Origin of the sequence: Streptococcus sp. 2020WUSS089 (assembly GCF_044427405.1) — a bacterium.
Lineage (GTDB): Bacteria > Bacillota > Bacilli > Lactobacillales > Streptococcaceae > Streptococcus > Streptococcus hashimotonensis.
On the sequence record NZ_JAOTGD010000009.1, the window covers coordinates 38,949 to 61,614 of the forward strand.

The following is a 22,666-nucleotide window of genomic DNA, read 5'->3' on the forward strand; positions in this document are numbered from 1 at the left end:
AGTCATAATACGATTCCTATACCATTTGAAAGAATAGAAAAGGATGGACAATGGCTAAGAAAATTTTGATTGCTGGTAAAGAACGCAATCTCTCGCATTTTGTTTCCATGGAATTGCAGAAAAAAGACTATCTTGTTGATTATGCATCGACAGGGAAAGAGGCTATGTCCTTGGCACATGAAACGGATTTTGACTTGATTCTGATGAGTTTTCAGCTTTCAGACATGTCCAGCAAGGAATTGGCTACAGAACTGTTAGCGATAAAACCAGCCACGGTCATGATTGTGGTAGTTGAGCCGACAGAAGTTAGTCAATATGGGGAAGAAGTCCTCTCTTATGCTGTTTCCTACGTAGTGAAGCCCTTTGTCATCAGTGATTTAGTGGAGCAAATCTCTGCGATTTTTCGTGGTCGTGATTTTATTGACAATAACTGTAAGCAGGTTCACATGCATGCGGCCTATCGTGATTTGAAGGTTGATTTTCAAAATCGAACAGTGACTCGAGGTGATGAATTGATTAATTTGACCCGCCGAGAGTATGATCTGTTGGCGACCTTAATGAATAGCCCAGAGCCTGTTAGTCGAGAACAACTTCTTGAGCGTGTTTGGAAATATGAAGCGGCTTCTGAGACCAATGTCGTCGATGTATATATTCGCTATCTACGTGGTAAACTGGATTTGCCACATCAAGATTCATATATTAAAACGGTTCGTGGTGTCGGATATGCCATGCGCGATTGATTTAGAGTAGAGAGGAGGGAAGCTTTCCCTCTTTCTTTTTCTATAAGCGTGTGATAAAATAATAGCCAATAAGTAAGAATGGAAAAGTTATGAATACATCATTTAAAGAAAAAGTCATATTGATACTCTTATCTGGAGCGACATTGTTAGCTGTTCTCAACTGGTCTAGTATTTATGGGGCTATTCAACAATTATTAGGCAGTATGAACTCGCTTTTTATTGGAGCTATTTTCGCTTTTATTCTCAATGTTCCCATGAAAAAATTAGAAGATCAGTTTGAAAAAATTTCTTTTTTAAAGAAATCCAAGCGGTCTTTGGCAATTGTTGGAGTATTAATTGGATTTGCTTTAATTGTGACAGGACTGGTGGTGATTGTTCTTCCTACATTGGTGACGACTGTTTCAGAACTGGTTTCGGTTAGTAGCACAGCCATTCCAAAATCGGTAAATGCCCTAACTAATTTTCTTGAATCAAATGGTCTTTTGTCGGGACAAATCGGAGATCAGATTGCCAGCTTTTTGGATCAGTTGAAGAATTTAACACTTATTTCAAGTTTGGTCACACCGATTTTATCCGGCTTGGTGTCCAATGTGACGGGGATCTTTTCGAACACTATGACGTTGATAATGGCTTTCTTCTTCACTCTAGCGATTTTAGGGAGCAAGGAACACTTACAGGCGATGACGAGAAAGTTCTTGCAGGCTACCTTGCCAGAGAAGGCTGTCAGAGTAGTGAATTATATTGGAGAAGTTATTGTTGATACCTATGACCGATTCTTGATGAGTCAAATTGTTGAAGCGTGTATCATTGGGACACTTGTCTTTGTTAGTTATTCGCTCTCAGGAATTCCTTATGCCAGCATGGCTGGTATTTTGGCTGGGGTCCTATCATTTGTACCTTATATCGGTCCCTTTTCAGCGTGTTTGATTAGTGCTCTCTTTGTGGCGGTGCAAAATCCGCTCTTGGCACTCTGGTCTATCGCCCTTTTCCAGATTATTCAGCTGATAGAAGGAAATGTTATCTATCCGCGCGTGGTTGGTCAATCAGTTGGTCTTCCGACCCTATTTACCCTGGCTGCAGCCTTGATTGGTGGTAATTTGTTTGGCCTACTTGGTATGGTCTTCTTTACCCCTATCTTTGCGGTTGTCTACCGCCTGGTTCGTGAATGGGTTGCCAGTCGATTGAAGAAGCAAGATGAATTATTGGTAGAAAGTGAGTAATTCTCGCTTTCTTTTATTTTTGTCATTTTTATGCTATACTGAAGTGATAAAGTTTATGTAGGAGAAAGAGTATGCGTTGTCCAAAATGTCAGAGTTTGAAATCAAGTGTCATTGATAGTCGTCAGGCTGAAGATGGCAATACCATCCGTCGTCGTCGTTCCTGCGACCAATGTGGTCAACGTTTTACCACCTATGAACGGATTGAAGAGAAAACTCTAGTCGTTGTGAAAAAAGACGGGACTAGAGAGCAGTTTTCACGTGAAAAGATTTTCAATGGGATTATTCGTTCTGCTCAAAAGCGCCCTGTGTCAACCGATGATATTGATGAAGTGGTGAATCGGATTGAACAGAAGGTTCGAGCACAAGGTGATAGTGAAATAGAATCCGATGTCATTGGGAATTTAGTAATGGAAGAATTGGTCGAATTGGATGAAATCACCTATGTGCGTTTTGCATCGGTTTATCGTTCTTTCAAAGATGTTGGAGAGCTAGAAAATTTGCTTAAGCAGATGATTTCCAAAGGAAGTAAGGTAAAACCGGGAAAAAAAGATGAAACCAAATGATTTATTTGCCTATATAAAAATCAGCCCGTTTACACCTGATATTGTCAGTCTTAGCCAATGCTACCAGCCGATTATCGGTTTTGATGCATTAGCGCTTTATTATTACTTTTATAGTTTTGCCGATCAAGGGCAAGGCCGTTACAAATGGACTGTCATTCTCAATCACATGGATTTTGGGATGAATCGTTTGGAGAAGGCTCTGGATATTCTGACTGCCATGGGGCTCCTAGAACTCTATCGTGCAGATGAATTAACAGGTTTGGTGCTACAAGCCCCTCTGACCGTAAAAAGTTTTCTAGCGAAACCCTTGTATAAGAACTTGTTGGCGAGGAAGATTGGGGAGTCGAGCATGGAGAATCTGCTTGTTCACCTACCCAATCAGGAACAGAATATCTCAAAAACATTTTCTCAGGTCTTTACCATGGATGGGCAGGCTCCAGTTGTTTTTGAACCGAAACATGATTTTGACTGGTCTGCCTTCAAGGCCTTGATGGCCAAGGATAAGCTTCTTTTTCAGGATGAAGCTGAGGATATTATTGCGCTTAGTTACATAGCAGAGCAGGCAGGCTGGACCTGGTTGGAAACCTATCGTCAGGCTAAAGCAACAGCTATTGGACAGACGATCTCGACCAAACGCTTGCAGCAGTCACGTCAGTCATTGCCAACAGAAAGCGCCAACCTCACTGCCCAAGAACAAGCCATTGTTCGTGAAGCGAAATCAAAATCCAGCCTAACCTTCTTGTCCTTTATCAAGGAGCAACGGAAGGCAGCAGTGACCGCAACAGAACGAAAATGCTTGACGGATTTGGCAAATTTGGGTCTGCTTGATGAAGTCATCAATGTCTTGGTCCTCTATACCTTTAACAAGGTGGACTCAGCCAATCTGAATGAAAAATACGCTATGAAGCTGGGCAATGATTTTTCCTACAAGGGAATTGGCAGTGCAGAGGCAGCTGTTCTTTACCTAAGAGAGTTGAAGACAGGTCAAGCTGTCACCAAGCCGAGCCAGCCCCAGAAAAGCAATGTGCCTGAGTGGAGTAAGGAAGAGGTTCAACAAGGACAAACGGCGGAAGGTCAAGCTAGATTAGCTGCTCTTTATCGCGAATTAGAAGAAATGGAAAACAAAGGAGGTAGCTGATGAAATCAGTTCAAGACAGGTTGTCGCAAACAACCAATCCAAGTCCAAAATCTTATCAGCAACTCTACCAGGAGATAGTGAGTGATCCTGAAGTCGCTGCTTTTATCAAAAAAGAAGGTTTGACCCAGCAGGAAATCACCCTCTCCATTTCTAAGTTTTTGGAATATATCAGTCAGAGGGACCTCTTTGTCAAACAGGATGAATCCTATATTGCTAAGGGGTATCAACCAGTTTTGGTTATGAATGAGGGCTACGCGGATGTTTCCTATCTTGAGACAGAAGAATTGGTCGAATACCGTCGTTTGGAAGCTATCAAGAACCGTATCCAGCTCATTAATATGCCGGCAAGTTTGAAAAATGTAACCGTGGCGGATATTGATAAGAGCGATGAAAATCGTGTGGAAGTCATGTTAGCCATTGCGGATTTTGTTAAACGCTTTGAAGAAAAACCAAAAGGTCTCTATATCTATGGTAACTTCGGTATTGGAAAAAGTTATTTGATGGCTTATTTAGCCAATTTGTTATCCAAAACTCATCTTCAATCAACCACCATGCTCCACTATCCGACCTTTGTTGTCGATATAAAAAATGCTATCAAAGATGGTTCTGTCAAGGAGAGAATTGATGAAATCAAGATGGCTCAGGTCTTGGTGCTAGATGACATCGGAGCGGAACAACATAGTCCGTGGGTACGCGATGATGTCCTGCAGGTCATTCTTCAATACCGTATGCAGGAAAATCTGCCGACCTTCTTTACGTCCAATTTCTCCTTTGATGATTTGGAACGGCATTTTGCATCTGGCAAGTCTGGTGATGAGACCTGGCAGGCCAAACGGGTTATGGAGCGGATTCGCTATCTGGCTCGCGATTTGCATTTGAAAGGAAATAACCGCCGATGAATGAAACCATTGATTTAATGCTGAACCATACTTCCGTCCGTCGTTTTACGGAAGAGCCCATTGAGGCGGAACATCTGCAAGCTATTATTTCAGCTGGGCGAGCTGCGTCTAGCTGGAAGAATTTCCAGTCTTATTCCATCATTGTGGTACAGTCGGAGGAGAAAAAACAGGCTCTCTATGATTTGGTGCCCCAGCCAGCTGTTTTACAGGCTCAGGCCATTCTGGTTTTTGTGGGCGACCATAATCGTGCCAGCAAGGCGGCTCAACTCCATGGTTCAGACTTTGAGGCCAAAGGAACAGAGAATCTCCTGATTTCTTCTGTTGACGCGAGCCTGGCAGGGCAAAATGCCCTTTTAGCAGCTGAAAGCCTGGGTTATGGTGGTGTCTTCATCGGTATGATTCGCCATAAGGCCTTGGCAATAGCAGAGCTGTTCAACTTGCCAGATTATACCTATCCGATTTTCTGTATTGCCCTGGGGCGACCAGCCCAAAACCACCCTGTCAAACCACGTTTGGCAAGTGAAACCATTGTCTTTCAGGAAGAATATGTGGAGCAAGGCGTGGAAGTCATCCAAGCCTACGACCAAGTCCAGACAGACTATGCAGGTGCCCGTCAGACAGAAACCTGGTCGGAGCGTATGGTTGCCCAGTTTGGTCAGCCAGAGCAGCCTGAAACGAGGGCTGTATTAGAAAAAAATAAATTATTGTAAGTTATAGTCTTTTTGTTTGCTTTTAGTACTAGGCAACGAGCTGCAGACAGTACTGGAGTACGGCAAAGCGAGTTCAAATAATGATGACATTATTTGAAGTTGGAAATAGGGAAACGAAGTTTCCTCATGCGTCGACGTAATAAAAGATAAACGAAAACGACTATATTAGAAGAGGAGGAGCTATGGCTCTACCAACTATCGCCATCGTTGGACGTCCCAATGTTGGTAAATCAACCTTATTTAACCGTATTGCGGGGGAACGCATTTCTATCGTAGAGGACGTTGAAGGTGTGACCCGCGACCGTATTTATGCTACTGGTGAGTGGCTGAATCGTAAGTTTTCCTTGATTGATACAGGCGGTATTGATGATGTGGATGCACCTTTCATGGAGCAAATCAAGCATCAGGCTGAGATTGCCATGGATGAGGCAGATGTCATCGTCTTTGTCGTATCAGGCAAAGAAGGTGTGACCGATGCTGACGAGTATGTATCGCGTATCCTTTATAAGACAAACAAACCAGTTATTTTGGTTGTCAATAAAGTTGATAACCCTGAAATGCGTAATGACATCTACGATTTCTATTCACTCGGTCTTGGCGATCCTTATCCAGTATCTTCTGTACATGGTATCGGAACAGGGGATGTCTTGGATGCCATCATTGAAAACCTACCAGCTCAGGAAGCAGAAGAAAATCCAGATATTATCAAGTTCAGCTTGATTGGTCGTCCCAACGTTGGTAAATCAAGTTTGATTAACGCTATTTTGGGTGAAGAGCGTGTGATTGCGTCGCCTGTTGCTGGAACGACTCGTGATGCCATTGATACGCACTTTACAGACCCAGAAGGTCAAGAATTTACCATGATTGATACCGCAGGGATGCGCAAGTCTGGTAAGGTCTATGAAAATACGGAGAAATATTCCGTTATGCGTGCCATGCGTGCCATTGAACGTTCGGATGTCATATTGATGGTCATCAATGCTGAAGAGGGTATTCGTGAGTATGACAAACGCATCGCTGGTTTTGCCCATGAGGCTGGTAAGGGAATGATTATCGTAGTCAACAAGTGGGACACGCTTGAAAAAGACAACCATACCATGAAGCAGTGGGAAGATGATATTCGCGACCAGTTCCAATACTTGTCATACGCACCGATTATCTTTGTATCGGCCTTGACCAAGCAACGCTTGCATAAGTTGCCTGAGATGATTAAGGCCATTAGTGAGAGCCAGAATACCCGTATTCCGTCGGCTGTGCTTAACGATGTCATCATGGATGCTATTGCCATCAATCCAACACCGACTGATAAAGGTAAACGTCTCAAGATTTTCTACGCGACTCAGGTTGCGACCAAGCCACCGACCTTTGTGGTCTTTGTCAACGAAGAAGAGCTCATGCACTTCTCCTATATGCGTTTCTTGGAAAATCAAATCCGAAAGGCTTTTGTCTTTGAAGGAACACCGATTCATTTGATTGCACGGAAACGGAAGTAAGAAATGAAAAGAGGGCAACCTCTTTTTTCTTTGCATGCCATGTAAAAAATGCTACAATGAAAAAAAGGAGGTGATTCCATGATAGCGGGCAATGTCATTCTAATGTTGTTTGCATTTCTAACAGTTCCTGTTCTTCTACTAGTAGACTATGAAGATAAGCAGTACAAGCCCTTTGGTCTTCGTTACTGGTTTGGAGTCTTTGCGTGTATATTGGTATTTTTAGTGACTCTTTTGGTTTATTTTGTAACCTACGCAGTTGGATCCATCATGGTTTTCAACCATTTTGACAGGTTCTTGGTTGGTATCTTTCTTTTCTTGGTATTTGGAGCAAGTGTGTTGACGATTCTACTGGCTAGGGCTATCAAAACCTTAATTCGACGGACTAAGTATTATCAGCAGATGAAATAGGGGGACCGACCATATGGAAATAATCGGTGAAATCTTGGTTGAGTTTTTGACTGGTCTAGCAGACTTCGATGAAAAGAAACACCCTCCTTTTGGCCTTCGCTATTGGCTAGGTTGGTTGGGAGTTCTGATTCATATCTTACTCCTTGCCTTGCTTACTTGTGTGACCGTCTTCTTTTTCAAGTTTTTCTTGGATGGAAAAGGCTTGATTAACGTAGTAGTGGCAGTTGTTTTCCTGCTATTTGCTCTATTTTGGTTTTGGAAAAGCGGAAAAACAATCTTGAAAATGTGGCAAGCAACGATTTATTATTTAGCTATTCATTAGAGACACCAGTTTACCAGCTGGTGTTTTTTTGATACCTATTTAAACAATTCAAATTGAAAATATGCTATAATGAAAAGATAATATTTTATACTCAATGAAAATCAAAAGTAGCCTAGGAAACGAAGTCGAAGATAGAACTGGAGTTCATCAAGGCAAGTTGACAACGGATAATTTTGATTTTCGAAGAGTATTAGATATATTTTACAGAAGAGCTGATGATTGGTTGAAGGATAAAGGAGTTAGAATGGGTCGCATGATGCCAGGGCGGATTCGCCAAGAAGGAATTGATTTGTACGAGGCTGGAAAACTGACTGTTCTTCATAGTGAGAATGGAAAGATGGTGCTGGATATTGCTGGTGAGCGCTTTACTTATGGCGATGCAGATAGCGATTTACAGTGTAGTTGCCAGTTATTTCAAAGTAAGGGCTACTGTCAACACCTAGCTGCCACGGAGTATTTTTTAAAAAATGATGCCTCAGGCAAGGATATGAAGCAGTCTTTGAAAGAAGATGGTGAACAACATAAGGAAACCGTCCGTCGGACTTATTTTGGTGGTCTCTTTTTAGATGAAATTTTGCGGCCAGAACCAGAACTGGGGCTTAAGTATCAGTTATCAGTTGAAGGGAGCTTATTGCCCTATGATCGTCAGATAGATTGGACCTTGAAAATTACCCGCTTGCCAGATACACGTTCGTACATTGTGCGGGACATCGGAGCTTTTTTGCGCATTGTGAAAGCCAACGGTCACTATCAGATAGGTAAAAATTATTATGAGCAAGTTACTTATGAAAATTTTGATGAACCAAGTCAGGCTCTCCTGGATTTTCTCTGGGCCTTGGTACCAGAGAAAGTTGGTATAGATTCAGACATTCTTACTCATTTTGGACGACATTTTCGTCTGCCACAAGCCTATTTTGAGGAGGGGTTGGAGCTGTTAAATCAGCTAGAACATTTTAACTTTTCCTATCAACAGCAGTCCTATTCCTCCTTGATGGTTCTTCCGTTGACAGGGGAGGAAGGGCTCTATCATTTTGAGGTGACCGTTCACACGCAGATGATTGAAATGGTTATTCACGAAAAACCAGTCCGACCTCTTTTTCATGGGCGCTATCTCTTAGTAAATGGCACGGTTTATAGTGTCAATCGCCATCAAGAACATCTGATTTACCAAATTTCCGAACTTGTTCCAACCGAATCAGGTTTGAGAAAGGTGCAGGTGGATTTCCCTGACCAAAATCGTCTGGCTTTAAGCTTGCTGGATTTGCAGACAATTGGGACTGTTAAGGCACCTAAGCGCTTCATCATTCATGATTTCAAGCCAGAATTTCATATTCAGATGGAGGCAAATGAGAGTTTATCACTCCAATTGGTTTTGGATTTTGATGGACGTAAGGTAAGGAGTGAGGAGGATTTGGCTCTCCTGCCTTCTGCCAGCCATTTCCAACATTTGGAGAGGGTCTATCAGGCTATTCGTCTAGCTGGCTTTAGGGGGACATATCATGCCCAGAGAGCAGCTCTTAGTCAGCAGGAGCTCTATCCATTTTTCCAACAACAATTGCCTATATTACAAAAAATGGGGCAGGTTCATCTAGCAGAAAGGCTCCAGGCTTTATATATTGAAGCCAAACCTCAATTAGAAATTGTACGTAACGGCTCACTTTTGGATATTTCGTTTGACTTATCAGGTATTGAACAATCTGAAATCGATCAGGCGATTACAGCCTTGCTGAATCAAGAGGACCACTATACTAGCCCGAGTGGTAAGGTATTTGTTTTTGATGAGGAAACCAAGAAAATCAGTCAAACCCTAGTCTATCTGCGGGCCCGTCATGGTAAGGAGGGGCAGGTACAAGTCCATGCTCTTGCCGGTTACCAATTGGCTCAATCCTTGTCACAATTCAACCAAGTCAGTTTCTCCAAGGAATTTGAGGAAATGGCAAGCTATCTAGCTCAGCCAGATTTGTTCCCGCTTCCTGATGTGGAAGTAACAACGTCGCTTAGGGATTATCAGCAGACCGGGCTTAAGTGGTTGACTATGCTGGATACGTATGGTTTTGGTGGAATTTTAGCTGACGACATGGGGCTTGGCAAAACCTTGCAAACTATCGCCTTTCTGTCCAGTCGGATGACAAAAGATTCCAAAGTTTTAATATTGGCACCGTCCAGCTTGATTTATAACTGGTTAGATGAGTGCAAGCGGTTTGCTCCAAGTTTAGATGTGGCAGTTGTCCATGGAAACAAGGAACAGCGTGAAGAGGTCATTGCCAATGGTCACCAAGTCTTAGTTACCTCCTATCCATCCTTCAGACAGGATGTCGCGCTCTATAGACAGGAACGCTTTGACTACCTTATTTTAGATGAGGCGCAGGTCATGAAAAATGCCCAATCTAAGATTGCACAACTACTGCGTGAGTTTGAGGTTGGGAATTGCTTTGCCCTCTCAGGTACGCCGATTGAAAACCATTTGACGGAACTCTGGTCCATTTTCCAAATTGTCTTACCAGGTTTATTGCCAGGTAAACAAGACTTCGGTAAATTAGCAGCCAAGGACATTGCGCGGACCATTCAACCCTTCGTTCTCAGACGTCATAAGGAAGACGTTCTTCAGGAATTGCCTGATTTGATAGAAGTCAATGTACTTAATGAACTGACAGATGAACAAAAAGCCATCTACCTAGCCCAGCTTCAACAAATGCGGACTCAAATAGCTGGCGCAGATGATGCTCAAATCAATCGTAGCAAGATAGAAATCCTATCAGGAATTACTCGCTTACGTCAAATCTGCGATACCCCCAGCCTTTTCATGGAAGAGTTTAGTGGTGAAAGTGGCAAACTTAATAGTTTGAAAGAATTACTCTTGCAGCTAAAAGAAGGCGAACACAGGGTCTTGATATTCTCTCAATTCAGAAATATGCTGGAAAAAATAGAAGAACAGCTGATAGAAATTGGGATGACATCCTATACTCTGACTGGTTCAACCCCTGCTAACCAACGCCAAGAAATGACACAGGCCTTCAATGCAGGAAGTCGAGATGCCTTTCTCATTTCCTTGAAAGCAGGTGGTGTTGGCTTGAATTTGACAGGTGCAGACACAGTCATCCTAGTCGATCTTTGGTGGAATCCTGCCGTGGAAGCTCAGGCTATCAGTCGGGCTCATCGCATGGGGCAGACTGAAAAGGTTGAATGTTATCGTCTGATTACTAGAGGGACAATCGAAGAGAAGATTCAAGAATTGCAAGAAAATAAAAAGAACCTTGTCAAAACAGTCCTTGATGGTAATGAAAGCCGAGCGAATTTGACGGTTGAGGATATTCGGGAGATTTTAGGGATTGAGTGATACGGAATCAGTTGACTCAGCGTAGAATTAGGAAATAAGGCCTAAGTATGGTATAATAAGGGTTCGAAAGGATGACTTATGATTAGACATGAAAAAAGATTTCCACTAGTCGCAGATGATGAGGTACTAGTTGGAGAAAATCCAATTATGAGTTTATATGATGAGAGCGACCTGATTAGCAATATCAGGGGACCTTATCAAGAAAAGGAATTTAGCTGGTCTACCGATTCACAGCGAGTTGCGTCGACAAAACCAGTAGCACAAACGGAAGATGAGCTCCTGCCTCCTCTGTTTGAAGCTAAGCCAAGCCATTATTCTCGCAAGGAACGCCTTCAGCAACTGACTAAAACGAAGCCTTCTCCAGTGAAAACACAGGGGCAGTTGGCTCGTGAACAGGCTAGAGAAGACTTGAAGAAAAAACGATCAGCAACCTACTTAAGAGATGAAAAACCAGCACCAGCTAAAGTTGTGGTGAAACCTCCTGTCGTTTCAACAACTGAATCTAAGGCAGGTCGGTTGACACGTTTGGCGGACAACCTACGTCAGACAGACTATATTCTCGCTGATATGCCAGCTGTCTATTCTTTGAAGAAAGAAGATAGAGAACAGGAGCAGGTTATAAAGAAAAATTCGTATGACTTTTTAAGAAAGAGTCAGGTTTACAATTATCCTGAGCGCAGACAACAACGAGATCGCCAAGTGGCACAAGAATTGAATTTGACACATATAGAAGAGGAATAACATGACAAAAACCTATCATTTTATCGGAATTAAGGGATCAGGTATGAGCGCACTTGCTCTTATGTTGCATCAAATGGGGCATAAGGTTCAAGGTAGTGATGTAGAGAAATACTACTTTACACAACGCGGGCTTGAACAAGCTGGGATTCAGATTTTACCATTTGATGAGAAAAATATTACAGCAGATGTTGAATTGATTGCTGGTAATGCTTTTCGTCCAGATAACAATGTGGAAATCGCTTATGCTGATGCCCAAGGCTATACCTACAAACGCTACCATGAATTTCTAGGTGAATTTATGAAAGGTTTTACGAGCCTCGGTGTTGCTGGTGCCCATGGTAAGACCTCTACAACGGGATTATTGGCACATGTTATGCGCAATATCACAGATACTTCCTTCTTGATTGGTGATGGTACTGGTCGCGGTTCGGCAAATGCTCAGTATTTTGTGTTCGAATCCGATGAATACGAACGTCACTTTGCCCCATACCATCCTGAATACAGCATCATTACCAATATTGATTTTGACCATCCAGATTATTTCACTAGTCTAGAGGATGTTTTCAATGCTTTCAATGATTATGCGAAGCAAGTAAAAAAAGCTCTCTTCGTTTTTGGTGAAGATGAGCAACTTCGTCGTATCACGGCAAATGCTCCAATCTACTATTATGGCTTGGAAGACAATAATGATTTTGTTGCCTATGACTTGAAGCCTTCTACAAGTGGCTCACAATTCAAAGTTCGCCATGGTGAAGAAGAGTTGGGAGAATTCCAAATTCCAACCTTTGGTAAGCATAATGTGATGAATGCAACGGCTGTTATTGCCAATCTCTATATTGCTGGCTTTGATTTGCAACTGGTTGCAGAACACTTGAAGACATTTGGAGGTGTCAAACGTCGCTTTACGGAGAAAATTGTCAATGATACTGTTATCATTGATGACTTTGCTCACCATCCAACGGAAATCATTGCAACCATTGATGCGGCACGTCAGAAGTATCCTAGCAAGGAGTTGGTAGCCATCTTCCAACCACATACATTCACTCGTACCATTGCGCTTCTTGATGAGTTCGCAGATGCGTTGAATGGAGCAGATGCAGTTTACCTTGCTCAAATTTATGGCTCAGCGCGTGAAACAGACAACGGTCAGGTTAAGGTAGAAGATTTGGCGGCTAAAATCAACAAAAAAGGTGGACTTGTTACAGTTGAAAATACTTCACCACTTTTAGACCATGACAATGCAGTATATGTATTTATGGGAGCTGGTGATATTCAGTCCTATGAATATTCCTTCGAAAGACTCTTGTCAAATCTTACAAATAACGTCCAATAAAAAGAAAGACGGAGGCCTATGGCCCCTGTTTTTCCTCTATATAAGGGAGAAAATTATGGAAATTCGTTTTGCTACTCCTTCGGATTTAGAACAAGTTGTTTTGATTGAAAATGCCAATTTTTCCAAAGAAGAACAAATAGCTGAGTCTGTTCTTGCCATTTATCTGAATGCTTTGAGTAAAACCTGTTTAATAATGGAACACGATGGGGAAATAGCAGGATATTTATTATCCTGTCCTTCTGTTTCGCAGACTGTTACAGACGATATTTTTTACTTGACAGAGAGTAATATACCGACAGGCAGTCACCTAGCTATTGCCAGTCTATCCGTAGCGGATACCTATAAGGGACAGGGAGTGGGGACACTTTTGTTGGCAGCCATAAAAGAAGTGGCTTTAGCGGGAGGATTTGAAGGAGTTTCCCTGACCTGTAAGGAGTATTTGATTGGCTACTATGAAATGAACCAGTTTGAAGACTTTGGCCCCTCCTTGTCGCAATTTGGAGGACAAATGTGGAGTGATATGTACTGGAAAGCCTTGTAGAAAGGGAAGTTCTTGCAATTCATAAGCCTTTAAGATATAATGTATAGTAACTGTGTGAAAGGAGTAACAGCGTGACAAAGGATACGAATGAAAAAAACACGCAGTCTTCAAGCTTCCGCGATCAAATTTTACGAGATTTGGAAGAATTGAAGGTGAAACGTTTGGCGGAACAATCAGCGGATGTTCTTGTTGATAAGCGTAACGAAATTATCAACGAGCTCCAGCCTAGTCTTGCCGAAGAAAAAGCCCCCCATAGAGAGACTGAAATTGTAAAAGTAGAAGGTATTGCCTTCCCTGATTCATACTTGCCAGAAGAACAGCAAGAATCAGAAGTGATGACGGAAAGTATTGAAGAGTCAACATCAGAAACTTTGGCTACTCCAGAGACTTTTGTGATTGAAAAAGAAGTCATTTCAAGTCCGGTTCCTCAAGATACGGTGGAGCGGAACTTGGAAGAGCTACGAAACCTTGTAGCGGCTAATACTGTAGAATTTGATGAGGCTCCATCAAGCTCGTTGGTTTCCGAACCAGTTGAGCCTGTCCTTTCAGAGAAGTCTTCTTTGGAAGATACATTTTTGGAATTTCCAACGGAAGATGTATCAGCTGTAACGGGTGATACAGAGGTTATCTCACTGGAAGAAACAATTGTTGCAACGAAGGCAGTAGCTCCAGTTGCAGCGACAGAAGAGCAGATGCAACCAACACAGTCTAGACGATCATCGTCGCACAGAGCAAACAAGCAACGTCGTAAAAAACAGGATAAAGCCGCTAAACGCATTGTCTCTGTTATCATGTCGATTATTGTAGTGGCGGTTCTAGTGACAGGTCTTACTGGCTATATGTGGGTAAAATCTAGTCTGGAACCAGTCAATACCAAAGCTACAGAAGCTATTCAGGTAGAGATTCCAGAAGGCTCTTCAACTTTAGAAATTGGTAAAATTTTAGTTGATAACAAGTTGATTAAGAATGCTACTATTTTTAATTACTACTCTAAAATTAAGAGCTATAATAATTTCCAAAGTGGTTTTTATAATTTAAAACAAAATATGTCTGTGGATGATATCGCCAAAGCACTTCAAGAAAGTGGCACTCCGACAGCTCAAAAAGAAGCCGCAGGTAAGATTTTGATTGTTGAAGGGTATACACTGACACAAATTGCTCAGGCTATTACAGATAATACCAAGACAGAAGATAAAAATGATAAAACACCATTTACCACAGAACAATTTATGGCTACTGTGACCAACCAAGATTTTATTAATCGAATGGTTGCTACTTATCCAAAATTGTTTGCCAGCTTACCAGCTGCTGATAGTGGAGTTATTTATCAGTTGGAAGGTTACCTCTTCCCAGCGGTTTATGAATACAGCGATGAAACAACTATCGAAGAGCTCGTTGAGCAAATGATTGCCGCGATGGATAATCGTTTACAACCATATTATGAAACGATTGCTGCTAAGAATTTGACTGTAAATGAAGTTCTTACCTTGGCATCTTTGGTTGAAAAAGAAGGTTCTACTGATGAAGATCGTCGAAACATTGCAAGTGTCTTCTTTAACCGCTTGAATGCAGCAATGCCTCTACAATCCAATATTGCCATCTTGTATGCTCAGGGTAAACTTGGTCAAGAAACAACTCTGGCAGAAGATGCAGCGATTGATACATCAATTGAGTCACCATACAACATTTATTGGACACCAGGATTGATGCCTGGACCAGTGGATAGTCCAAGCCTTTCGGCTATCGAGGCAGTGATTAATGCCAACACGACAGACTATCTTTACTTTGTAGCAGATGTTACAACTGGAAATGTTTACTTTACAAATAATATTGATGAACATAACCAAAACGTTGCTAAGTATGTAAATGCACATCTTAATAATGAGTAAATTTTTACAACAAAATTATGTGGTTTTCCACATAATTTTGTTTTCATGAAAAATAAAAGAAAAGGAAAGACAAATGGCAGAAAAAACATATCCAATGACCTTGGAAGAAAAGGAAAAATTAGAAAAAGAACTAGAGGAACTAAAGCTAGTTCGTCGACCAGAAATTGTTGAACGTATTAAAATTGCTCGTTCTTACGGAGACCTTTCAGAGAACTCTGAGTACGAAGCTGCTAAAGATGAACAGGCATTTGTTGAAGGTCAAATCTCAACAATCGAAACAAAAATTCGCTATGCTGAAATCGTAAACAGTGATGCAGTTGCTGCAGATGAAGTGGCAATTGGTAAGACTGTGACTGTTCAAGAAGTTGGTGAGACCGAGGAAGAAGTCTATCATATCGTTGGTGCTGCAGGTGCAGATGCCTTTGCAAACAAGATTTCAAATGAAAGCCCAATTGGCCATGCTTTGATTGGTAAAAAAACAGGAGATGTTGCAACAATTGAAACACCTGCTGGTAGCTATGATGTAAAAATCTTGAAGGTTGAAAAAACGAAATAAGGTGTGGAGAGAGTCGTAAGATTCTCTCTTTTTGTATAGTCGTTTAGTAGGCTCTTTGATTCCTTCGACGAGCACTGAGGCGAACTCTGTTCGTATCAGTCGTAGAGGTCATATTTGGAGTGTGAAACACGAATTGCTGAGATTGGCTTCGCAAATCTTATCTCCAACCTCCAACTATTTCCCAGATAGTTGGAGCAAGTAAACTAAACATACTATATAAGAAAACAACCATCTGAAACAGATGGTTGCGATTGTTTATCTAGAACGTTGTTTACCGGCGTTACGGTTTGATTTCTTAGACGTTTTTTCTTCGATGATAGCGGATGCTTTAGGAGTTACATCCTTGATAGTTGATTTATATGGTTTTGGAGGATTATTTTTAAATTCTTCTTCAACCTTAGCACGGATACGTGGTTTCAAGATGAAGTTTGTAAGAGCTTGTTGAACAAGACCGATAAATCCACCGACTACCCAGTAGAGGGTAACGCCAGCAGGTGAAGACCAAGAGAACATAACAATCATCAATGGGTTCATGATTGCCACAGCTCTCATTTGTTTCTTCTGTTCTTCGTCCATACCGACTTGCATCAGAAGTGATTGAGCGTAGTAGAGGATACCAGCAATAGCTGTTAGAATGAGACTTGCAGAACCGAGATCAATGCCAAGGAAGGTTGCTTCTGAGATTCCTTCCGTGTAACGAGCTGCATAGAAGAGTGCCGTAAAGAATGGCATTTGAATCAAGACAGGAAGGCAACCCATTCCACCAAATACGCTGACACCATATTGTTTTTGAGCAGCAAAGTATTCCTGTTGGGCAGCCAATTGCTCTTCTTGGGAACTTGCATTTTTCATGCGTTCTTGGATTGGACCTAAAATTGGTTTGAGGTAATTCATTTTCTCAGACTGATAGGTTGATTTCCAAGATTGGTAAATACCTAGTGGCATGATGAAGAGACGAACAATCAATGTCACGATAATGATAGCAACACCGAAACCGAGTCCTTGGTTTTCCGCGAAGAATTTAATCAGGTTTCCCATTGGTGCAACAAGGAAGTTGTAGACCCAACCTTCACCAGTAGGAACACCGTTCTTTGTCTGCACACATCCTGATAGAAATACTAGCGTAGACAGGGCTAGACCTGTTAATAAAATTCGTTTATTCTTTTTCAAAATGATACATTCCTTTTTTTACAAGATACATTCTATTTTACTTTTTTTGTTCAAAATATACAAGTTTTATCTATAAGCCACCTGAAAATCCTTATAGTCTTCGAAGTTGGCTAGGGTGACATCGAGATAGGTGACTTTGGCCATACGAGAAGGCCCTTTCCGAATTTCATGGATAAAATGGCTGAGCTTCTCAGCATTATCTGACTGAGCTAAAATGGTGACAGTTCCATCATCATTATTCCAAACTCTGCCGTAGATGTCGCCTATTTCCACAGCTAAAAATTGAACAGACCAACGAAAGCCGACTCCTTGCACACGACCAGATGCAATCATTTTTACCTTTCGCATAAGTTTCTCCTTTTGACAAGACATTTACTTTATTATATCATGGTTGGGTAAGACTGTTCAAAAATCAAGATAATTGATTTAGCCGTTGGAAAATTGAAATTGCTGAGCAGTAAAAGAAAAAGGGGCATTCATGGAGATCATTCGCTCAAAGGCCAATCATTTGGTCAAGCAGGTTAAGAAATTACAACAGAAAAAATACCGTACTTCTTCTTATTTGATTGAAGGTTGGCATTTGTTGGAGGAGGCTTTGGCAGCCAAAGTACCTATTGAACATATCTTGGTATCAGAAGAACATGTTCATCGGGTTGCTGGCTTATCCAATGTAACAGTTGTCAGTTCAGATATTATGCAGGATTTGGCAGACTCACGGACACCGCAAGGGGTAGTAGCTCAACTGTCCTTACCAAATCAGACCTTACCCGATGTCTTAACAGGAAAATTTTTGGTTCTGGAGGATGTGCAGGACCCTGGAAATGTTGGTACCATGATTCGTACAGCTGATGCAGCTGGTTTTGATGGAGTATTTCTATCGGATAAGTCGGCAGATATTTACAATATGAAAGTTCTGCGTTCCATGCAAGGGAGTCATTTCCACTTGCCAGTTTATCGGGTGCCGATGACCGCTATTTTTTCTGCTTTAAAAAGCAATCAGATAGAAATCTTGGCAACAACCCTCTCTAGTCAGTCGGTTGACTATAAGGAAGTTACGCCAAATCCGAGTTTTGCCTTGGTTATGGGAAATGAAGGTCAAGGAATTTCAACTTTTGTAGCCGATGAGGCGGATCAACTTGTCCATATTACCATGCCAGGGCAGGCGGAAAGCCTCAATGTAGCCATTGCGGCGGGCATTCTATTGTTTAGCTTTATTTAAGTCAAGTGTACTATAGTGTGGTATAATATTCCAACGAGGTTAACGAATGGTTGCATATAAACAAGATAAAGAATACATGCATTACGTGGGGCACTTGATTGCCACACCCAAGGTGCAAAAATTGGGGAAAATCCCTCATCATTATTACTCCACGCGCTTGGAACATTCCATCAATGTCTCTTATACAAGCTATAAGATTGCGAAAAAATTTGGTTGGGATGCCAAGTCAACAGCTCGTGGTGGTCTATTGCATGATTTATTCTTCTATGATTGGAGAGATACCAAATTCAACAAGAGCCATGCTTGGGTTCATCCACGAATTGCTAAACGCAATGCTCAGAAACTCATTCAACTCAATAAACTAGAAGAAGACATCATTGTGAAGCATATGTTTGGTGCGACAATCGCTCCTCCTCGCTACAAGGAATCTTGGATTGTGACATGTGTGGATAAGTATTGGGCTGTGAGAGAGTGGAGTCTGCCCTTACAACACAAGTGGAAAAATCGTAAGGTCTTTCGGTTTCAATAAAATGATTTAAAGGAGAATAGTATGAATAACGATTCATTTATTATTAATCAGGTGGACAATACCGCCCTCAACCGTTTCTTCGGTAAAATTTATGGTGTGGTTGCCATGGGAATTGGTTTGTCAGCTCTAGTTTCTTTCTTGGCTGTGACCGTCTTTCAATCTTTATTGCTTAGTCTGCTGAGTGCAGGTTCCATCATCATGATGCTGATTATGATTGGTCAGATTGCCTTGGTTGTTTCTGCTTCAGCAATGGCAGCTAAAAATAGCCCAATGGCTCTACCAATGTTTCTTGCCTACTCAGTAACAAACGGGATTACCATCAGCATGATTTTGATGTTCTATACTAGCGAAACAGTTGTACTCGCCTTCGTGTCAGCGGCTCTCATGTTTGCTATCATGGCTGTAATTGGGATGACAACGAAGAAGGATCTTTCTGGTATGGCTCAGGCATTGCGTGCAGCTCTATGGGGAATTATTATTGCAAGTGTTATTAATATCTTCCTTCGTAGCTCAGGTCTAAGCTTTATGATGTCTATCATTTCTGTTTTGGTATTCTCAGGTTTGATTGCTTATGATAACCAACGTATCCGCAATGTTTTCGAACAAACTGGTGGTAATGTTGGCCAAGGTTGGGTCGTATCCATGGCGCTTCAGCTCTATCTTGACTTCATCAACCTCTTCCTCAACTTACTCCGTATCTTTGGTGGTTTGAGTAGAGACTAATTATGACATATAAAAAAGAGGGGTGCCCTCTTTTTTTATATGTCGTCTGTTATGCTAGAGCTCCCATTGGATCCCATGGGGCAAGGACTTGTGGTTGAGCTTGATAAGCTGCTAGTTCTTCTGGTGTGAGGAATTCTTTTCGGACAACAATCTGATAAGTATACTCGTCCATCCAGCTATCTGATGCGACGAAGTATCCCTTGTCACCAACCTTGTCACCCCAAGAGTTTTCTACTTTCCATTTGAGAGGTTGCTCATTATCGTCTAAATCAACACCAGTTAAGACCATAGCGTGGGTCATCAAACTTTCGGAGTAGTCTAATCTTCCGGCCTTGTCTTGATGGAAATGGATACCCAGACCTGAAGAGAAGTCGTAGGTGTTGGTTGCCATAATACCAGTTTGACGATTGCTACTTTGACCGACATCGGAACCAAACCAAACGGATTCACCAGCTTTGAGTTGGGCAATAGCCAGTTCTTTAAAACGGTTCATTTCTACATTGAGGTAGCGGACAGCAGGGGCGCCAACAACGTTCCCCAACAATTCGACTGTATAAGATTTATTGTAGGGTTTGTCAGTTGTAGGAGCGTTGATAATAGAGACATAGTCAGATAGTTTCAAACCAACGTATTTCTCGTAGAATGCCTGAGGTGTTACATTTGTATCACGGTGATAGACATTGTCTTTATCTCTATATGCAAAATCAAAGCTGCGTGGAGGGAGCCCAAGGTTGACGGCTAGGAAGTTAAAGATTTCTTGAAGTAAGTTTTCTTTTTGTATTTGAACTTCTTCCGAGGAAGCTCCTTTGGCAAGGAGGTCTCGTAAGATTTGTGCATCTTGACGGAGCAATTTGTTAAGGTACTGATTGAGCTCACGGCTGGCACTGGATGAGATAGATTCTGGATAGACGGATTTCGGTACTACACCATATTTTTCAAATAAGGCAACAACCATATCCCATTGACCGCCATCTTGTTGCGGGGTATCCAATAAGAATTTTACCTTACGGCTACCAATTTCTTGGTCAGCTGTAGCAATGATTTGTTCGAGGAACCAGTTGGACTTTTCATATTTATCCCAAAAGAAGGTATGGGCCTGTGATAGCTCAAAATTTTCCAGTTTGAAGTCAGAGATGAGCTTGTGGCGGAAGGTATTCAATGCAGCAAACATCCAGCAACGTCCAGAAGCCTTTTGGTTTGAAACAGCGTCCTTGGTCAAATCGATTGAAAAGACATAGTCATTGTCGATGGCGCTTTGGCGTGTTTCTAAGGATTTCAAAAGTCCGTTGTGGCTAACTGCATTTTCGGTTGCCTGTAGGCTTGGGTTAGCTAGATAATTGGCATACAAGCGTTCTGTAAAATCAAAATCTAATGTTGACATATATTACTCCTTTTTTTAATGATATTCACATTATAGCGCTCATAATTTATTTTGCAAGTATTTGGTGGAGTTGAAAGCTACAGTTCCTCACATATTTGTGATATAATATGAAAAATATTTAATGAGGTAGCGACATGACCAAGACACCATTTGTTAGTAAAGAAGTTTTAGAGACCATTACGGAGCAATTTCCGACTCCTTTCCATTTGTATGATGAAAAAGGCATTCGTGAGAAGGCGCGTGCCCTCAATGCAGCTTTTTCATGGAACAAAGGCTTTAAGGAATATTTTGCGGTCAAGGCGACTCCAACTCCAGCTATTTTAAAAATTCTTCAAGAAGAAGGCTGTGGAGTGGACTGTGCAACGGATGTAGAAGTGCTGATGAGTGAAAAATTGGGCTTTAAGGACATCATGTTTACATCCAATGATACCCAAGCGCAAGAATTTGTCTATGCCAGAAAAGTTGGGGCGACTATCAACCTAGACGCTTACGAACATATTGAATTTTTGAAAAATGTTGCTGGTATCCCAGAAACAGTCTGCCTCCGTTATAATCCAGGTGGGGTCTTCTCGCTGGGAACGGACATTATGGACCATCCAGAAGAGTCTAAATTTGGGATGACCAAAGACCAGCTCATGAAAGGCTATAAGGAGCTAAAAGAACTGGGTGTAAAGCAGTTTGGGATCCATGCTTTTCTGGCTTCAAATACTGTTACCAATGACTACTATCCTGTCTTAGCTCGTCAACTCTTTGAATTGGCCTTGGAAATTCGTGAGGAAACAGGTGTGACCTTGGACTTCATCAATCTATCAGGTGGGATTGGGGTCAACTATCGTCCTGAGCAAGAACCAAACGACATTGCTGTCATTGGTGAGGGTGTTCGAAAGGTTTACGAGGAAATTCTCACGCCAGCTGGTATGGGACATGTCAAAATCTTTACGGAATTGGGTCGCTTTATGTTGGCGCCACACGGTCACTTGATTACAAAGGTGCTTCATCGTAAGGAAACCTATCGGACCTATATCGGTGTCGATGCATCGGCAGCCAACCTCATGCGTCCTGCTTTCTATGGTGCCTACCACCATATCACCAACATCACGCGCCCAGATGCCCCAATCGAAGTGGTGGATGTGGCAGGTTCCCTCTGTGAAAACAACGACAAGTTTGCGGTCAACCGTGAATTACCACGGGCAGAAGTAGGTGACACCTTGGTCATTCATGACAGTGGTGCCCACGGCTTCTCCATGGGCTACAACTACAACGGTCGTCTGCGTTCCTCTGAAATTCTTTTACAGGAGGATGGCACAGCACGTATGATTCGTCGTGCTGAAACACCAGAGGACTATTTCGCGACCATTTACGGTTTTGAATTTGACAGGTAAGTCTTGGAAAAGCCTGCTGAATTTGGTATAATAGATTCATTAAGAGATTGTCGCAGGGCAATTCCGAATGAATTATTTTTAGAAGAGTCAGGAGATTGACAAATGAACTTAGGTTTAGCTATTTTATTGATTGTATTGGCATTTGCAGGTGGTGTAGCCTTGGGTATTTACTTGTCACGTAGACAGGTGGAAAACTACATTGCTGACAAGCCAATTTTGGATGAAAATGCTTTGCGTTTGATGATGAGCCAAATGGGGCAAAAACCAAGCGAGGCAAAAGTACAACAAGTACTTCGCCAAATCAAGAGCCAACAAAAAGTGGCAAGCAAGAAAAAATAATCAAACTGGGACTGGGATATTCATTCCCAGATC

Annotated in this window: 23 protein-coding genes; 20 read left to right on the plus strand and 3 right to left on the minus strand. The window is 41.8% G+C overall.

Going from position 1 to position 22,666, the window contains the following annotated elements; all coding sequences use genetic code 11:
- Positions 1 to 50: 50 nt before the first annotated feature.
- From ODU46_RS07565 to greA, 15 genes are all read left to right on the plus strand, one after another.
- A complete protein-coding gene (locus tag ODU46_RS07565) occupies positions 51 to 740 on the plus strand; it encodes a DNA-binding response regulator (protein ID WP_012027645.1) in 690 nt (229 codons plus the stop codon).
- Between the two features lie 89 nt (positions 741 to 829).
- A complete protein-coding gene (locus tag ODU46_RS07570; protein WP_012027644.1) occupies positions 830 to 1,960 on the plus strand; it encodes an AI-2E family transporter in 1,131 nt (376 codons plus the stop codon).
- Between the two features lie 71 nt (positions 1,961 to 2,031).
- Positions 2,032 to 2,523, plus strand: coding sequence for a transcriptional regulator NrdR (gene nrdR / locus ODU46_RS07575; RefSeq protein WP_002938341.1), 492 nt, complete (start codon positions 2,032 to 2,034; stop codon positions 2,521 to 2,523).
- On the plus strand, positions 2,510 to 3,661 hold the full coding sequence (locus tag ODU46_RS07580; RefSeq protein WP_398579463.1) for a replication initiation/membrane attachment protein: 1,152 nt from the start codon (positions 2,510 to 2,512) through the stop codon (positions 3,659 to 3,661). The genes nrdR and ODU46_RS07580 overlap by 14 nt, the downstream gene beginning before the upstream one ends.
- Positions 3,661 to 4,560: a primosomal protein DnaI gene (gene dnaI, locus ODU46_RS07585; RefSeq protein ID WP_014636109.1), complete on the plus strand. Its 900-nt coding sequence runs from the start codon at positions 3,661 to 3,663 to the stop codon at positions 4,558 to 4,560. The genes ODU46_RS07580 and dnaI overlap by 1 nt, the downstream gene beginning before the upstream one ends.
- The gene (locus ODU46_RS07590) at positions 4,557 to 5,270 is read left to right on the plus strand and encodes an NADPH-dependent oxidoreductase (RefSeq protein WP_398579464.1); all 714 of its coding nucleotides are present in this window, start codon (positions 4,557 to 4,559) and stop codon (positions 5,268 to 5,270) included. The genes dnaI and ODU46_RS07590 overlap by 4 nt, the downstream gene beginning before the upstream one ends.
- A 182-nt stretch (positions 5,271 to 5,452) precedes the next feature.
- On the plus strand, positions 5,453 to 6,763 hold the full coding sequence (gene der, locus ODU46_RS07595; protein WP_012027640.1) for a ribosome biogenesis GTPase Der: 1,311 nt from the start codon (positions 5,453 to 5,455) through the stop codon (positions 6,761 to 6,763).
- A 78-nt stretch (positions 6,764 to 6,841) separates the two neighbouring features.
- Positions 6,842 to 7,171: a hypothetical protein gene (locus ODU46_RS07600; protein ID WP_044761218.1), complete on the plus strand. Its 330-nt coding sequence runs from the start codon at positions 6,842 to 6,844 to the stop codon at positions 7,169 to 7,171.
- Positions 7,172 to 7,184: 13 nt separating this feature from the next.
- Positions 7,185 to 7,493, plus strand: a complete 309-nt coding sequence (locus ODU46_RS07605) for a hypothetical protein (protein ID WP_395328753.1) — start codon at positions 7,185 to 7,187, stop codon at positions 7,491 to 7,493.
- Positions 7,494 to 7,737: 244 nt separating this feature from the next.
- Complete coding sequence (locus ODU46_RS07610; RefSeq protein ID WP_398579465.1) at positions 7,738 to 10,830, plus strand: SNF2-related protein; 3,093 nt, start codon at positions 7,738 to 7,740, stop codon at positions 10,828 to 10,830.
- 78 nt (positions 10,831 to 10,908) lie between these two features.
- Positions 10,909 to 11,571, plus strand: a complete 663-nt coding sequence (locus ODU46_RS07615; RefSeq protein ID WP_024384561.1) for a hypothetical protein — start codon at positions 10,909 to 10,911, stop codon at positions 11,569 to 11,571.
- A 1-nt stretch (position 11,572) separates the two neighbouring features.
- On the plus strand, positions 11,573 to 12,904 hold the full coding sequence (murC, locus tag ODU46_RS07620; RefSeq protein WP_024378795.1) for a UDP-N-acetylmuramate--L-alanine ligase: 1,332 nt from the start codon (positions 11,573 to 11,575) through the stop codon (positions 12,902 to 12,904).
- Between the two features lie 55 nt (positions 12,905 to 12,959).
- A complete protein-coding gene (locus ODU46_RS07625) occupies positions 12,960 to 13,445 on the plus strand; it encodes a GNAT family N-acetyltransferase (protein ID WP_105136358.1) in 486 nt (161 codons plus the stop codon).
- 71 nt (positions 13,446 to 13,516) lie between these two features.
- Entirely contained in the window at positions 13,517 to 15,334 is a 1,818-nt protein-coding gene (mltG, locus tag ODU46_RS07630) for an endolytic transglycosylase MltG (protein WP_336375019.1), read from the plus strand.
- A 73-nt stretch (positions 15,335 to 15,407) separates the two neighbouring features.
- Entirely contained in the window at positions 15,408 to 15,890 is a 483-nt protein-coding gene (gene greA / locus ODU46_RS07635; RefSeq protein WP_002938298.1) for a transcription elongation factor GreA, read from the plus strand.
- A gap of 255 nt (positions 15,891 to 16,145) precedes the next feature.
- Here greA and yidC read toward each other — a convergent pair whose 3' ends face one another.
- Together yidC and ODU46_RS07645 are read right to left on the minus strand one after the other, a co-directional pair.
- Positions 16,146 to 17,060 carry a membrane protein insertase YidC gene (yidC, locus tag ODU46_RS07640; RefSeq protein ID WP_024406645.1) on the minus strand — a complete coding sequence of 305 codons (915 nt, stop codon included), beginning with the start codon at positions 17,058 to 17,060 and terminating at the stop codon, positions 16,146 to 16,148.
- 66 nt (positions 17,061 to 17,126) lie between these two features.
- A complete protein-coding gene (locus ODU46_RS07645) occupies positions 17,127 to 17,408 on the minus strand; it encodes an acylphosphatase (RefSeq protein WP_002942735.1) in 282 nt (93 codons plus the stop codon).
- 130 nt (positions 17,409 to 17,538) lie between these two features.
- On the opposite strand from ODU46_RS07645, the gene ODU46_RS07650 reads away from it, so the two are divergent.
- From ODU46_RS07650 to ODU46_RS07660, 3 genes are read left to right on the plus strand one after another with little or no spacing between them, the layout of a single operon-like run.
- The gene (locus ODU46_RS07650; RefSeq protein ID WP_398579466.1) at positions 17,539 to 18,279 is read left to right on the plus strand and encodes a TrmH family RNA methyltransferase; all 741 of its coding nucleotides are present in this window, start codon (positions 17,539 to 17,541) and stop codon (positions 18,277 to 18,279) included.
- Positions 18,280 to 18,325: 46 nt separating this feature from the next.
- Positions 18,326 to 18,808 (plus strand): HD domain-containing protein, encoded by a 483-nt coding sequence (locus tag ODU46_RS07655; RefSeq protein WP_002942738.1) that lies wholly within the window; start codon positions 18,326 to 18,328, stop codon positions 18,806 to 18,808.
- 21 nt (positions 18,809 to 18,829) lie between these two features.
- Positions 18,830 to 19,531, plus strand: a complete 702-nt coding sequence (locus ODU46_RS07660) for a Bax inhibitor-1/YccA family protein (protein WP_009910586.1) — start codon at positions 18,830 to 18,832, stop codon at positions 19,529 to 19,531.
- A gap of 49 nt (positions 19,532 to 19,580) precedes the next feature.
- Here the strand turns inward: ODU46_RS07660 and pepC are convergent, their stop codons facing one another.
- Positions 19,581 to 20,912, minus strand: a complete 1,332-nt coding sequence (pepC, locus tag ODU46_RS07665; protein WP_015647257.1) for an aminopeptidase C — start codon at positions 20,910 to 20,912, stop codon at positions 19,581 to 19,583.
- Positions 20,913 to 21,046: 134 nt separating this feature from the next.
- On the opposite strand from pepC, the gene ODU46_RS07670 reads away from it, so the two are divergent.
- Both ODU46_RS07670 and ODU46_RS07675 read left to right on the plus strand, forming a co-directional pair.
- Positions 21,047 to 22,294 carry a diaminopimelate decarboxylase gene (locus ODU46_RS07670; protein ID WP_398579467.1) on the plus strand — a complete coding sequence of 416 codons (1,248 nt, stop codon included), beginning with the start codon at positions 21,047 to 21,049 and terminating at the stop codon, positions 22,292 to 22,294.
- Between the two features lie 102 nt (positions 22,295 to 22,396).
- Positions 22,397 to 22,633 carry a YneF family protein gene (locus tag ODU46_RS07675; RefSeq protein ID WP_012027622.1) on the plus strand — a complete coding sequence of 79 codons (237 nt, stop codon included), beginning with the start codon at positions 22,397 to 22,399 and terminating at the stop codon, positions 22,631 to 22,633.
- The last annotated feature ends 33 nt before the right edge of the window (positions 22,634 to 22,666 follow it).